Below are 12,167 nucleotides of genomic sequence, written 5' to 3' on the forward strand. Positions count from 1 at the left end.
GGAGATTCGCATGCAATACCGTCGCCTGGGCTCCACCGGCCTGCCGATTTCCGCCTTGTCCTTCGGCGCCTGGGTGACCTTCGGCGACCAGGTCCCGCGCGATGAGGCCCGCAACCTGGTGGCCGCCGCCTGGGATCATGGCGTCAACTTCTTCGACAACGCCGAGGGTTATGCCAACGGCCGTGCCGAACAGGTCATGGGCGACGTGATCACCGACCTGCGCCTGCCGCGCGACGGTTTCTGCGTGTCCAGCAAGGTGTTCTTCGGCAGTGCCAAGGACCCGCGGCCGACCCAGCGCGGCTTGTCGCGCAAGCACGTGACCGACGCCTGCCATGCCGCGCTCAAGCGCCTGAGGGTGGACTACCTGGACCTTTATTACTGCCACCGCCCGGATCCGGACGCGCCGATCGCCGAGACCGTGCACGCCATGGATACCCTGGTACGGCAGGGCAAGATCCTCTACTGGGGCACCTCGGAGTGGTCGGCGGCGCAGATCCAGCAGGCGCTGGACATCGCCGAGGCGCGCAACCTGCAGGGCCCGTCGATGGAGCAGCCGCAGTACAACCTGTTACACCGCGAGCGGGTCGAGGTCGAGTACGCGCCGCTGTATGCGGGTGCCGGCCTGGGCACCACCATCTTCTCGCCGCTCGCCTCGGGCCTGCTCACTGGCAAGTACGACCAGGGCATCCCGGCCGATGCGCGGCTGGGGCGGGAAGGCATGGAGTGGTTGCAGGGCCTGGTGCTGGGGGCCGACGCCGGGGCCCGCCTGGGCCAGGTGCGGCGCTTCAGCGAGGTGGCACGCGCGCTCGGCCATGCCCCGGCCACGCTGGCCATCGCCTGGTGCCTGCGCAACCCGAACGTTTCCAGCGTGATCCTCGGCGCAAGCCGGGTCAGCCAGCTGCTGCAGAACCTGCAGGCACTGGACGTGCTGGAGCAGGTCGACGCGGCCGGCTGGGCCCAGGTCGAAGCCGTCTTCGCCTGACAACCCTTTGGAGAGTCGAGCCACGCTCGACTCCAGGTTGGTCGGGCCTTTGTAGAGTCGAGCCATGCTCGACTCCGCACGTAGCGCGGGCATTTCCAGGCGACGGCGCGAGAGCAGTCGAGCGTGGCTCGACTCTACAAAAGCCGTGTGCCCCCACCTTTCAATATATGAAATCTATCGAATTTCAGAATTCGATCATTAATCTCATCAATCAAATTGAGAATGGTTGTTGATTGTCAACTGAGAATCATTATCATTTAACTCGTCCCTCGCACGAGTCCAGATGCTCATGAATGCTCAACCTGTACTGCTGCGCCCCGAAACGCTGACCCTCCGCGATCGACCGGTCCGCGTCGTTCCGCCGGAAGAGGTCATCGACAGCGAAGCCCTGCTCAAGGGCCGTCGTGAAATCCTGATCCAGCACGGCGACCGCTTCTATCGCCTGCGGCACACCAGCAACGACAAGCTGATCCTGACCAAGTAATCGCGGCCTGGTCGCCCGCCTCCCTCCCTCCTGCCGGCAGCGCCGACAGGGTGGGCGACCCGTCCGCTCCCGCTCTCTCCCCCTCGGTCTACCGCGTGCACCTTCCGGGTGTGCCGGTAACCGGGGGTTCCCCTGCCTGACCGAACGAACCCGATGACCCGCCATACCGCCCTGTGTCTTGCTGTCTGGATGGCGTTGCCGCTGTCCGCCCACGCTGCTGCCACCGCCGCCCCTGATGCGCGCGAATTCGATCGGGTGCAGGTCACCGCCACCCGCACCGAGCGGGCCGTGAGTGACGTGGCGGCCACCGTGGACGTCATCGACCGCGAGCAGATGGACCGGCACCTGGTGCAGGACATCAAGGATCTGGTGCGCTACGAGCCGGGCCTGTCGGTCACCCGCAGCGCGACCCGCTTCGGCCTGGATGGTTTCCGCATCCGTGGCCTGGACGGCAACCGTGTGCGCATCCAGACCGATGGCATCGTCATGCCGACCCGGTTCGACATCGGTTCGTTCGCCAGTTCCAACCGCAACTTCACCGACCTCGATACGCTCAAGCGCGTGGAGATCGTGCGCGGCCCGGCCAGCTCGCTGTACGGCTCCGATGCACTGGGCGGCGTGGTGGCGTTCGTCACCAAGGACCCGGCCGACTACCTCAAGGACGGCAAGAACAGCTACTTCGGCCTGAAGTTCGGCTACGACGGTGAGTGGAAGGGCCTGCTCGGCGGTGCCACCGCCGCCTTTGGTGGCGACCACTGGAGCGGCCTGGTCAACGTCAACCACCACCAAGGCCAGGAAACGGACAGCAAGGGCACGGTGCGCAGCGACAACGACACCCGTACGGCGTCCAATCCGCAGGACCGCGACGGCCGCAGCCTGCTCAGCAAGCTGGTCTACGCACCGAGCGAAGACCAGCGCTTCCGCCTGACCGTGGAAGGCAACGAAGACACCACCGATACCAATGTGTTGTCGGCGATTGCCAGCGTTGCACCGCGCCCCGGCGCGATGGCTGCGGCTACTGGCATGAAGTCCCACGACACGCAGAAGCGTACCCGCGTGTCCTTTGCCCACGAAATGGATGCGCTGGACCAGCCGTTCGCCGACAGCCTGCATTGGCAGGTGTATGCGCAGAACAGCGAAACGCGGCAGCAGACCGACGAGACCCGCACCGACGGCAGCCGCCGTCACCGCGTGTTCTCCTTCGACCAGCATGCCTTTGGCCTGCAGGCGCAGTTCAACAAGGCGTTCAGCACCGGCAGCGTCGAGCACGCATTGACCTACGGCTTCGAAGGCACCCGTACCGAGATCCGCCAGAAGCGCGACGGCTACCAGGTCAACCGTGCCGGTGTGGTCAGCAACACCGTTACCCCCGACACCTTCCCGGTGCGTGACTTCCCGATCAGCAAGACCACCGAGTTGGGCCTGTACGCGCAGGATGAAATGCGCCTGGCCGACGGCAAGCTGTCGCTGGTGCCGGGCGTGCGCGTGGACCGTTACGAGCTGAAGCCGGAAGTGGACAGCATCTTCGCCGAAGACAACCCGACCACGGCCGTGGCGCAGCTGAAGAAGACCAGCGTGTCGCCGAAGCTGGGCATGGTCTGGCGCTTCACCGACCAGTGGTCGCTGTTCGCCGGCTATGCGCGTGGCTTCCGTTCGCCGCCGTACAACGACGTCAACATCGGCCTGACCAACGTGGCCTTCGGCTACACCGCCATCGCCAACCCGGACCTGAAGCCGGAAACCAGCGACGGCTACGAGCTTGGCCTGCGCTTCATCGCGCCGGCGGCGTACGTCAGCGTCAGTGGCTACTACAACGACTACAAGGATTTCATCGAGTCCAACGTCGATACCGGCCGCAACGCACAGGGTTTGACCGTGTTCCAGTCGCAGAACATCGCCGACGCGCGCATCTATGGTGCGGAAATGAAGGCCGGCATCGAATTCGGTGAGCTCAGTCCGGCGCTGAAGGGCTGGGCGCTGCGCAGTGCGTTGGCCTGGTCGCGTGGTGACAACCGGACCGATGACGAACCGCTGGCCTCGGTCGATCCGTTGCGTGGCACGCTGGGCCTGATGTACGACACCGATACATGGGGAGTCGAACTGGCCGGCACCTTCGTGCAGCGCAAGAAGCGCCTGCCGCCGCCTGCTGCGCAGACCAATCCGAACGCACCGGCGCCGTTCGTCTACCAGCCGGCCGGCTACGGCGTGCTGGACCTGATGGCGCACTGGAACTTCGCACCGGGTGCGACCTTCAATGTCGGCGTGTTCAACCTGGCCGACAAGCGCTACATCGAATGGTCGTCCATCACGCCGAGCCTGATCACCAATCGCGCACTGAGCGATCGTTTCAGCAGCCCGGGCCGCACCTTCTCCGCCAGCCTTGCCGTTTCCTGGTGACCTCATGAGCCGAGCACTGTCCGCACGCAGGAATGACTCCATCGCCGCGCCGCACAGCGCGGCCTGGCCGACCCCGGCACAGCTGGCCACGCTCGGCACCGTGCTGTGCCTGTACCACGCCGACGGCAACGAGCTGGGCGGCTGGCGCCAGGCCGTACGCGTGCATGCCTGCCAGGGCGTGGACAGCGAAGGCCTGCGCGAAAGCCTGTGCTTCCTCGATGGCCGCGGCCGCTGCGTGTGGCGCCTGTACCTGCTGCCGGACAGCGACTTCCTGGCCTGGGACCGGCTGGTGGCTGCGCTGCCGCCGGGGCCCGAGCACGACAGCGATGGCAGCGTCGGCGAACGCCTGTGGCGGCGCCTGGCCGGTCATCTGGGTGGCCAGCGCTGGCGCCTGTGCGCGCTGCGCCTGCATGCCGCCGACGATGGCCGCACGCTGGCCGCCAGTCTGTCGACCCTGTCCTCGCTGGGCGCAGCCACCGCGCGCCGCATTGCACGGCTGGAAGGTGCCGAAGGCGAGCTGGCAATCGACGATTGCTGCTGTGCCGATGCCGCGCGGCGTCCGGCGCCGCGAATTCCCGGCGACCTGCCGCTGATCCGCCTGTGACCCACTCCTGATGGAACGCCTGTCGGCCACGGACGGCCTCTCAACGCATCTGCAACCCCGAAGGAAGACCCCGATGAAGCTCCAGACAGCCAGCGCCCTGCTTGTGCTCGCCGCCAGCGGCGTGGCCAGCGCGCAGCCCTCCGATATCGCCCGTGACCACGACAGCATCCTTGCCATGCAGGGTGAGTACACCGTGGACTTCGCCTTCGACGAGACCGTGCTGCTGAAGCCGGGCTACGAGCGCGCGCCGGCGATGCGCAGCGGCGGCAGCGAAGTGGTCATCGTGGTCGAAGACACGCCGAAGCGCATCGTGCTGCAGCACCTGCTGCTGGACGAGAAGAGCGGCCACATCACCAAGCACTGGCGCCAGGACTGGGTGTACGAAGCACCGAACCGTTTCGAGTTCAGTGCCGACCAGACCTGGAAGGTGCGCAGCATTCCGGCGGCGGTGAACCAGGGCGCCTGGACCCAGTGCGTATACGAAGTGAGCGACGCACCGCGCTATTGCGGCACCGGCACCTGGACCTACACCAACAACGTGCCGAGCTGGACCAGCGACCTGAGCTGGCGTCCGCTGCCGCGCCGCGAGTACACCAAGCGCAGTGACTACAACGCGCTGGCCGTGATCAACCGCCACACGCTGACCCCGAACGGCTGGACCCACGAGCAGTTCAACACCAAGGTGCAGCGCAACGCCGATGGCAGCCAGGTGGAGACCGCCCGCGAGTTCGGCTTCAACGACTACGTGAAGACCACCGAGGTCGACTTCACCCCGGCGCGCAACTACTGGAAGGCCACCGCCGGATACTGGGCCAAGGTGCGCCAGCGCTGGGATGGCTTCCTCGGCCAGGCCCCGGGGGTGCACCTGAAGACCAAGATCGACGGCATGGCGATGATCATCCCGATGTTCACCCAGGCCGAAGAGATCCAGGCCGGCAAGAAGGTGAAGGACAAGCAGATCGACGACGTGTTCGCCAAGTACGTGGAAAAGGCCCAGTAAGTCGAGCCCTGCTCGACTCATGGCGCAGATCCTCTGGTCAGGTGCAGCGCCGCGTATCCGCTTCTGGTAGGTGCCGAGCTTGCTCGGCACGCTCTTCGCCGGCGATTGCACGTGGCATCCATGCTCGGGGTCGCGTTACATGGCGCCTGATGCGTATCGCTTTGACGTAATTCGCCACATTCTCTCGAAACCTCCGCTCGGAGGTTGGGTGTGCGATAGGGTGGCTGCCCACGCCGCCCTTGATCATCCCACCGATGAAGCTCTCCGACCTCTGTAGTCAACTGTTGTCCGGCGAAGCCTGTGACGACATCGACAGTTTCCATCTCGAAATCGACGACTTCGAGGAGGTGGAACTTGTCTCGCGCTTGAGTCGGATTGATGGAGTGCTGGAGCGCCTTGGGCCTCGATGGACCTCGGCCTATCTGCTCAGTCTCTGCAGTCACGTGCTTTCAACAGTCCGCATTTCCGGTCGTGCACGTGATTCAGCCGATGCGAAGATGTTCCTCGCATTGAGCTTCACCGACTTCGAGCTGCACGCGCAAGAGGGCATCCTGCTTCCAAGCGTCTTCTATTATCCAGGCCCCGAAGGGGTTGCGTTCGGGAGCCACCGTCGGCACGAATCCGACAGGGCGGCTTCGGCTGAAATCGACATCGTGCGCTCCGTGTTCGAAGATGCTGGCATGCTCGCTGGATTTCGCTTCTGCGAGAGCCGCACTGATGGTCCTCCAGGTCACGACGTGGTTCGTGTCCTTGCGATTCCATTGCTCGAAAATGAGGTTCGCTGATGCTCGTGGAAGAGCGCCAGTTGTTCGAAACGTACCTGTCCGATCCGCAGTTCATGATCGTCTCGAACAGCATTTCCTCGACGCGTTCACGGCCGGCATCCAGACGGCCAATCTGCGTGCTGAAGACTTCCGCAGCCCGCATTACAACGTGTTCTTCGTCGATGGTACGAAAGACCGCGAAGCCAACCCCATTTTCTCCGCCAAGCATCTGATCAGCGGCAACATCGTCCGTATCGTCATTTTCGAAAGCCCTCCGGACTACACCGAAGTCCACAACCGGGTAGGGGATGACAATGCCAAGGACGAGCTCTGCGTGTTCACAGCGCTTTCGGGAATGCAGCGTGCGATGGATACGACCGTGGCTTGGGCAAAGCAGCAGGCGTTGTGAGCCGCATCCACGCATGGCGTGGATCTACCAACCCCTGCTTCCGGTAGGTGCCGAGCTTGCTTGGTAGGCTCTTCGCCGGTGATCGCACACCGCATCCACGCGTGATGTGGATGTGCCGTGCCGGATATCTGCTCCTGGTAGGTGCCGAGCTTGCTCGGCACGCTCTCCATCGGTGATCGCACGCTGCATCCACGCCATGCGTGGATGCGGTGCACTCAAGACGCCTTCTCGCCCAAGGTGGTCAGGTCCAGCCCGGCGTCCTGGAACGCACGCAAGGTGGCCTGCAGGCTGGCCTCGTCATCGCGGGTGCGGACGCCCATGACAGCTTGGTGGCAACGCACTCGATCCGTGCTGCAGGCGCTACGGTCCGGCAGCAGCAGCGCGGTCTGTGCGACGAGGATCGCCATGTGCGCCACTTCCTTTCTCGGCTTCGGTTGGCCCCGGTAGAACCGGTCGAACTCAGCACGCAGGTCGGCCACCACGCCGGCATCGCTGCGCGTGCGTGACACGCTGGCCGGAACCAGATAGGTCGGGTGGCCCTCGAGGAAGGCTTGCGCTTCATCAGCCAGCACCGTTTCCAGCACGAAGGCCTGCACCGCGTCAGGAACATAGCCCTCCGCCGCGCGGGCGCCTGCGGGTAGCACCGCGGTGAGCAGCGGGGAACTGGCCAGAAGGATGCGCAGACAGAGGCTGTATTTCATCTTCATTCCTTGAACCTCGGGAGCGCGGGAGCAACGTTCCGCGCTTCCGGACGATCTGATCGGGTGGGGCGCGCAGCATAGCGCCCCCCCGAGCGTGTCACGATCGCGTCAGGCTTCGCGCAGGGCCAGTGCCGGTGGCGTATGCAGGATCGCGCGCGTACCCCACCAGCCTGCCAGCAGGCTCAAGCCGATGCCGACCACGCCGCCGATCAGCAGGCCCGGCCACGGCGGCAGCAACGGCAGTTCGAACACCTTCTGCGAGACCGCCACGCCGATCGCAGCGGCCGCGCCCACCGCCAGCAACGCGGCCAGCGTGCCCAGCGTACCGAATTCCACCAGCACCGCGCCACGCAGCTGGCGACGGGTCGCGCCCAGCGTGCGCAGCACCGCGCTGTCGTAGCGCCGTTCGCCCGCCGTGGCCTGCAGCGCGGCCAGCAGTACCAGCACGCCGGCCAGCAGACTGAACACCATCACCAGCTGCACCGCCTGTGCCACCCGTTCCATCACATCGCGCACCTGCGAGATCACCGCATCCACGTCCAGCAACGACAGGTTCGGCTGCGCGCGTACCAGCTCGCCCAGTCCGGCGGCCTTGCCGGCCGGTAGATGGAATGCCGACAGCAGGTTGTGTGGCGTATCGCCCACCGCATTCGGGTTCAGCAGCACGAAGAAGTTCGGACGGAAAGTGTTCCAGTCGGCCTTGCGCACGCTGGTGACAGTGAACTCGCGTTCCTGCTCGCCCACCGCAATGGTGATGCGGTCGCCGGGATGCACGCCGTAGCGCTTGGCCCAGCCGATTTCCACCGAGGCTTCGGCGGCGGTGCTGTCTGCCTTCCAGAAGGTGCCGTTGACCAGTGTGTTGGCCGGCGGGAAGCTGCTGCGCCAGCTGAAGTTCAACGGCCGGTTCTCGTCGTCGTCATCGCGCTGGCCTTCGCCCTGTGCCGGCTGCCCGTTCTGCTCAGGCGAGCGGTCCACGCGCAGCGGCGGCTTGCCGTTGATCGCGATCAGGCGGCCAGTGGCCATCGGTTCGATGCTGGCGTCGTTGGCGCCCAGTCCACGCAGTGCGGCCAGCACGCTGTCGCGCTGTTCGGGCTGGATGTTGATCAGGAAGTAGTTCGGCGTATCCGCGGGCAGTCGCTCGCGCCACTGCTGCAGCAGGCCGGGGCCGGTCACCGCCAGCAGCAACAGCGCGCACAGCGACAGCGACAGCCCCACCAGCTGCATCACCGCCAGCATCCGGCGCCGGGTCAGCGCGGCCAGTCCCAGCCGCCAGTGGCCATGCAGGCGGTGCTGCAGGCCGCGCAGCAGCTGCAGCAGCACGAAGCCGACCACGCCGGCCGCCACCGCCAGCGCGGCCAACCCGCCCAGCACCCACAGCGCCAGCTTGAGATCACCGGTGACCTGCACCGCCAGCAGCAGGCTGGCCGCCAGGGCAGCCACGTAGGCCAGCAGCGAGGCCGGCGGCAGGGCGGCGAAGGAACGGTTGAGCACCCGCATCGGCGGCACCCCGCGCAGGCGCAGCAGCGGCGGCAGGCCGAAGCCGAACAGCAGCAACAGCCCGATGCCGGCACCGGTCAGCGCAGGCATTGCCTCGGGCAGCGGCAGGCGCTGCGGCACCAGGCTGCCCAGCACCTGCACCAGGCCTTCCTGCGCCGCCATGCCCAGGCCGATGCCGAGTGCGCAGGCCGGCACCGCCAGCATCAGCAGCTGCAGTGCCAGACCGGACAGGATGTCGCGCTGGCGCGCGCCCAGGCAGCGCAGGATCGCCACCTGGTCGATGCGGCGCAGGGCGAAGCGGTTCGCCGCCAGCGCCGTGGCAACACCGGCCAGCAATACCGCCAGCAGCGCGCTGAGGCCGAGGAAGCGCCCGGCCAGGTCGAACGCCTGGCGCACGCCACGCTGGGTGTCGTCCACACTCAGCAGGCGCAGGCCCTTCACCTGCGGCAGCAGCCATTGCCGAAGTGCCGCGATCGGTTCTGCTGCTCCGGCGAACATCAGCCGGTAGTTGATGCGGCTACCCGGACCGAGCAGGCCGGTGCCTTCCACATCGGCGCGGTTGACCAGCAGGGTGGGGGAAAGCGTAAGCAGGTCGCCGCCGGTATCCGGCTCGGCCTCGATGATGCCGGCGATGCGCAGCGTGCCAGCGCCGAATTCAAGGTCGTCACCGGCCTTCAGTCCCAGCCCCTGGAGAAGGCGTGGGTCGGCATAGGCCTGGCCTTTGGCCGGCATGCCGGCGTTGTCGATCAGGGCGCCCCCGGGCGTGGCCCGCACCCGCAGCGTGCCACGCAGCGGATAGCCCGCCTGCACCGCCTTGATGCTGGCCATCTGGCTGGCATCACCGTTGAAGAGCACGCTGCCGAAGCTGGCGATACGGGTGTAGGCCAGTCCGCGCCGCTGCGCCTCGTCGGCGAACGCCTGCGGCGGGTCATCGCGCCCGGCGATGCCGAGGTCGCCGCCTAGCATTTCCGCTGCGCTGCCGGTCAGTGCCAGGTTGACCCGGTTCACCAGCGTGCCGACTGCGGTCATCACCGCCACGCCCAGCACCAGCGCGGCGAACACGGTCAGCAGGTCGCCGGCCAGCGCCTCGCGGCGCAGCGCGCGCCACGCGTGTTGCAGCAGGTTCATGCCTGCGCCCCACGCTCGACCGGCAGCAGGCGGCCGTCGTCGATGCGGTGGATGTACTGGCAACGCTGGGCCAGGCGCAGGTCGTGAGTGACCAGCACCAGGGTGGTGCCGCTGCCGGCGTTGAGTTCGAACAGCAGGTCGCTGATGTGCTGGCCGGTGGCGTGGTCCAGCGAGCCGGTCGGTTCGTCGGCGAACAGAATGCGCGGGCGGGTGACGAAGGCACGTGCCAGTGCCACGCGCTGCTGCTCGCCGCCCGACAACTGGCGCGGATAGTGGCGGGCGCGATGGGCCAGGCCGACCTGGGCCAGCACTTCTTCGACCCGCGCCCGGTCTTCGCGCCCGGCCAGTTCCAGCGGCAGCGCGACATTCTCGGCGGCGGTCAGTGCCGGCAGCAGATGGAAGCTCTGGAACACGAAGCCGACTTCACGCGCGCGCAGCTGGGCGCGGGCCTCCTCGTCCAGCGCCGCCAGGTCCTGGCCGGCCAGCGCGATGCGGCCGCGGCTGGGCAGGTCCAGCCCGGCCAGCAGGCCGAGCAGGGTGGTCTTGCCGGAACCGGAGGCGCCGACGATGGCCGCGCTGGTCCCTTCATGGACGGTCAGGGTGATGTTGTCCAGTATGTGGACTTCACCCTCCGGGCCCTGCACGGATTTGCCGACCCGGTCGACGGCGATGGCAACGGACGCGCTGCGGGGGGACAGGCTGTCGATGAGGAGACTCCAATGCGCAAGACGGGATGGAGCCGGCGAGCCGGCGTGATGATGGTGCTGCTGCTAGGGTTCCTGCTGCTGCCCGGGCTGGCGTGTGCCAAAGGTCCGGCTGGCACCGTGCTGGTGCTCGGCGACAGCCTCAGTGCTGCCCACAATATCCCTGCCGACGCCGGCTGGGTGAGCCTGCTGCAGCAGCGGGTCACGCAGCAGTCGAAAACGCCGGCGCGCATCGTCAACGCCAGCATGAGCGGGGAGACCACCGCTGGCGCGCTGACCCGCCTGCCCGGCCTGCTGGCGAAGGAAAAGCCGACCGTGGTGGTGATTGCCCTCGGCGGCAATGACGCACTGCGCGGGCTGACCCCGGCGCAGGTGCAGGGCAACCTGGAAAAGATGGTGCAGGCCAGCCAGAAGGCCGGTGCCAAGGTGCTGCTGCTGGGCATCGACGTGCCGCCCAATTACGGGCCAGCCTATCGCCAGCGCCTTGCGGCGGCCTACAAGGCGCTGGCCACGCAGTACAAGTTGCCGCTGCTGCCCTTCCTGCTGGAGGGCGTGGCCCTGCAGCCGGGCATGATGCAGGCCGACGGCCTGCACCCGACCGCACAGGCGCAGCCGAAGGTGCTGGACAACGTCTGGCCGCTGCTCAGACCGCTGCTCTGAACCGTTTGTTTACCTCTTGACGGAACTTCACATCGCGTCCACCGTCGATCCGGCATGTTTCACAAAGCTGAAGTTAGAGGGAATCACATGCGTCAGACGAAGGAGACCTCCGGCTTGGTGCTGGTGGTCGAAGACAACCGCAACATCTCCGAGATGATCGGGGAATACCTGGAAGGTCGCGGCTTCGAAGTCGACTATGCACAGGACGGCCTGGATGGCTACCGCCTTGCGGCGGAGAACAGCTATGACGTCGTGGTGCTCGACTTGATGTTGCCGCGCCTGGATGGCATCGAAGTGTGCCGTCGCCTGCGCAACGATGCGCGCAAGTCCACCCCGGTGCTGATGCTCACGGCACGCGACACGCTGGACGACAAGCTCACCGGCCTCGGTTTCGGCGCCGATGACTACCTGACCAAGCCGTTCGCGATCCAGGAGCTGGAAGCCCGCCTGCGCGCGCTGATCCGCCGCGAGCGTCGCCAGGTCGGTTCGGAAGTGCTGAAGGTCGCCGACCTGGTGCTCGATCCGGTCAGCATGCGTGCCACCCGTGCCGGTACCGAGCTGCAGCTGTCGCCGATCGGCCTGCGCCTGCTGACCATCCTGATGCGCGAATCGCCGCGCGTGGTCACCCGCCAGGAGATCGAACGCGAGATCTGGGGCAACGGCCTGCCGGATTCGGACACCCTGCGCAGCCACCTGTACAACCTGCGCAAGATCATCGACAAGCCGTTCGACCGTCCGCTGCTGCATACCGTGCAGAGTGCCGGCTACCGCATTGCCGACATCGCCCAGCCGATGGCCTGAGCAGGCCCGCGCCGGTGCAGCCGCAGGCCGGGCCGG

At 66.6% G+C, this 12,167-nt stretch carries 12 protein-coding genes; 9 read left to right on the top strand and 3 right to left on the bottom strand.

The features are described from left to right. Nucleotides 1–10: 10 nt before the first annotated feature. From ACSYAO_RS03390 to ACSYAO_RS03420, 7 genes are all read left to right on the top strand, one after another. Complete coding sequence (locus ACSYAO_RS03390) at nucleotides 11–982, top strand: aldo/keto reductase (protein WP_049461583.1); 972 nt, start codon at nucleotides 11–13, stop codon at nucleotides 980–982. Nucleotides 983–1,271: 289 nt separating this feature from the next. Continuing rightward, nucleotides 1,272–1,466 (top strand): hemin uptake protein HemP, encoded by a 195-nt coding sequence (gene hemP / locus ACSYAO_RS03395; protein WP_005412278.1) that lies wholly within the window; start codon nucleotides 1,272–1,274, stop codon nucleotides 1,464–1,466. Between the two features lie 153 nt (nucleotides 1,467–1,619). Continuing rightward, entirely contained in the window at nucleotides 1,620–3,863 is a 2,244-nt protein-coding gene (locus ACSYAO_RS03400; RefSeq protein ID WP_349675293.1) for a TonB-dependent hemoglobin/transferrin/lactoferrin family receptor, read from the top strand. A 4-nt stretch (nucleotides 3,864–3,867) separates the two neighbouring features. Continuing rightward, nucleotides 3,868–4,467 carry a hypothetical protein gene (locus ACSYAO_RS03405; protein WP_032129934.1) on the top strand — a complete coding sequence of 200 codons (600 nt, stop codon included), beginning with the start codon at nucleotides 3,868–3,870 and terminating at the stop codon, nucleotides 4,465–4,467. A 73-nt stretch (nucleotides 4,468–4,540) separates the two neighbouring features. After that, nucleotides 4,541–5,467: a DUF6607 family protein gene (locus ACSYAO_RS03410; protein ID WP_049461580.1), complete on the top strand. Its 927-nt coding sequence runs from the start codon at nucleotides 4,541–4,543 to the stop codon at nucleotides 5,465–5,467. Between the two features lie 254 nt (nucleotides 5,468–5,721). Continuing rightward, nucleotides 5,722–6,252, top strand: coding sequence for a hypothetical protein (locus ACSYAO_RS03415; protein WP_049461579.1), 531 nt, complete (start codon nucleotides 5,722–5,724; stop codon nucleotides 6,250–6,252). Continuing rightward, nucleotides 6,239–6,640 (top strand): hypothetical protein, encoded by a 402-nt coding sequence (locus ACSYAO_RS03420; RefSeq protein ID WP_143048246.1) that lies wholly within the window; start codon nucleotides 6,239–6,241, stop codon nucleotides 6,638–6,640. The genes ACSYAO_RS03415 and ACSYAO_RS03420 overlap by 14 nt, the downstream gene beginning before the upstream one ends. Before the next feature lie 215 nt (nucleotides 6,641–6,855). On the opposite strand, the gene ACSYAO_RS03425 is transcribed toward ACSYAO_RS03420, so the two are convergent. The 3 genes from ACSYAO_RS03425 to ACSYAO_RS03435 all read right to left on the bottom strand — a co-directional run bounded on the left by ACSYAO_RS03425 (nucleotide 6,856) and on the right by ACSYAO_RS03435 (nucleotide 10,610). Next, nucleotides 6,856–7,341 carry a hypothetical protein gene (locus ACSYAO_RS03425; RefSeq protein WP_228355089.1) on the bottom strand — a complete coding sequence of 162 codons (486 nt, stop codon included), beginning with the start codon at nucleotides 7,339–7,341 and terminating at the stop codon, nucleotides 6,856–6,858. A gap of 108 nt (nucleotides 7,342–7,449) precedes the next feature. Then, complete coding sequence (locus ACSYAO_RS03430) at nucleotides 7,450–9,966, bottom strand: ABC transporter permease (RefSeq protein ID WP_049461576.1); 2,517 nt, start codon at nucleotides 9,964–9,966, stop codon at nucleotides 7,450–7,452. After that, complete coding sequence (locus tag ACSYAO_RS03435) at nucleotides 9,963–10,610, bottom strand: ABC transporter ATP-binding protein (RefSeq protein WP_049461575.1); 648 nt, start codon at nucleotides 10,608–10,610, stop codon at nucleotides 9,963–9,965. The genes ACSYAO_RS03430 and ACSYAO_RS03435 overlap by 4 nt, the downstream gene beginning before the upstream one ends. 75 nt (nucleotides 10,611–10,685) lie before the next feature. Between ACSYAO_RS03435 and ACSYAO_RS03440 the strand changes: the two genes are divergently transcribed. Both ACSYAO_RS03440 and ACSYAO_RS03445 read left to right on the top strand, forming a co-directional pair. Next, nucleotides 10,686–11,330 carry an arylesterase gene (locus tag ACSYAO_RS03440; protein ID WP_049461574.1) on the top strand — a complete coding sequence of 215 codons (645 nt, stop codon included), beginning with the start codon at nucleotides 10,686–10,688 and terminating at the stop codon, nucleotides 11,328–11,330. 87 nt (nucleotides 11,331–11,417) lie between these two features. Further along, entirely contained in the window at nucleotides 11,418–12,131 is a 714-nt protein-coding gene (locus ACSYAO_RS03445; protein WP_002811889.1) for a response regulator transcription factor, read from the top strand. Nucleotides 12,132–12,167 lie beyond the last annotated feature (36 nt).

Source organism: Stenotrophomonas sp. STK16_22 (assembly GCF_051984505.1).
GTDB classification, from domain to species: Bacteria; Pseudomonadota; Gammaproteobacteria; order Xanthomonadales; family Xanthomonadaceae; genus Stenotrophomonas; species Stenotrophomonas maltophilia_A.

What these genes read in the sequence shown, in the direction of transcription:
- ACSYAO_RS03390 (WP_049461583.1), top strand. Translation starts at nt 11, where the DNA reads ATGCAATACCGTCGCCTGGGCTCCACCGGCCTGCCGATTTCCGCCTTG.
- ACSYAO_RS03415 (WP_049461579.1), top strand. Translation starts at nt 5,722, where the DNA reads ATGAAGCTCTCCGACCTCTGTAGTCAACTGTTGTCCGGCGAAGCCTGT.
- ACSYAO_RS03400 (WP_349675293.1), top strand. Translation starts at nt 1,620, where the DNA reads ATGACCCGCCATACCGCCCTGTGTCTTGCTGTCTGGATGGCGTTGCCG.
- hemP (WP_005412278.1), top strand. Translation starts at nt 1,272, where the DNA reads ATGAATGCTCAACCTGTACTGCTGCGCCCCGAAACGCTGACCCTCCGC.
- ACSYAO_RS03430 (WP_049461576.1), bottom strand. Translation starts at nt 9,966, where the DNA reads ATGAACCTGCTGCAACACGCGTGGCGCGCGCTGCGCCGCGAGGCGCTG.
- ACSYAO_RS03410 (WP_049461580.1), top strand. Translation starts at nt 4,541, where the DNA reads ATGAAGCTCCAGACAGCCAGCGCCCTGCTTGTGCTCGCCGCCAGCGGC.
- ACSYAO_RS03425 (WP_228355089.1), bottom strand. Translation starts at nt 7,341, where the DNA reads ATGAAATACAGCCTCTGTCTGCGCATCCTTCTGGCCAGTTCCCCGCTG.
- ACSYAO_RS03405 (WP_032129934.1), top strand. Translation starts at nt 3,868, where the DNA reads ATGAGCCGAGCACTGTCCGCACGCAGGAATGACTCCATCGCCGCGCCG.
- ACSYAO_RS03440 (WP_049461574.1), top strand. Translation starts at nt 10,686, where the DNA reads ATGCGCAAGACGGGATGGAGCCGGCGAGCCGGCGTGATGATGGTGCTG.
- ACSYAO_RS03445 (WP_002811889.1), top strand. Translation starts at nt 11,418, where the DNA reads ATGCGTCAGACGAAGGAGACCTCCGGCTTGGTGCTGGTGGTCGAAGAC.
- ACSYAO_RS03420 (WP_143048246.1), top strand. Translation starts at nt 6,239, where the DNA reads ATGAGGTTCGCTGATGCTCGTGGAAGAGCGCCAGTTGTTCGAAACGTA.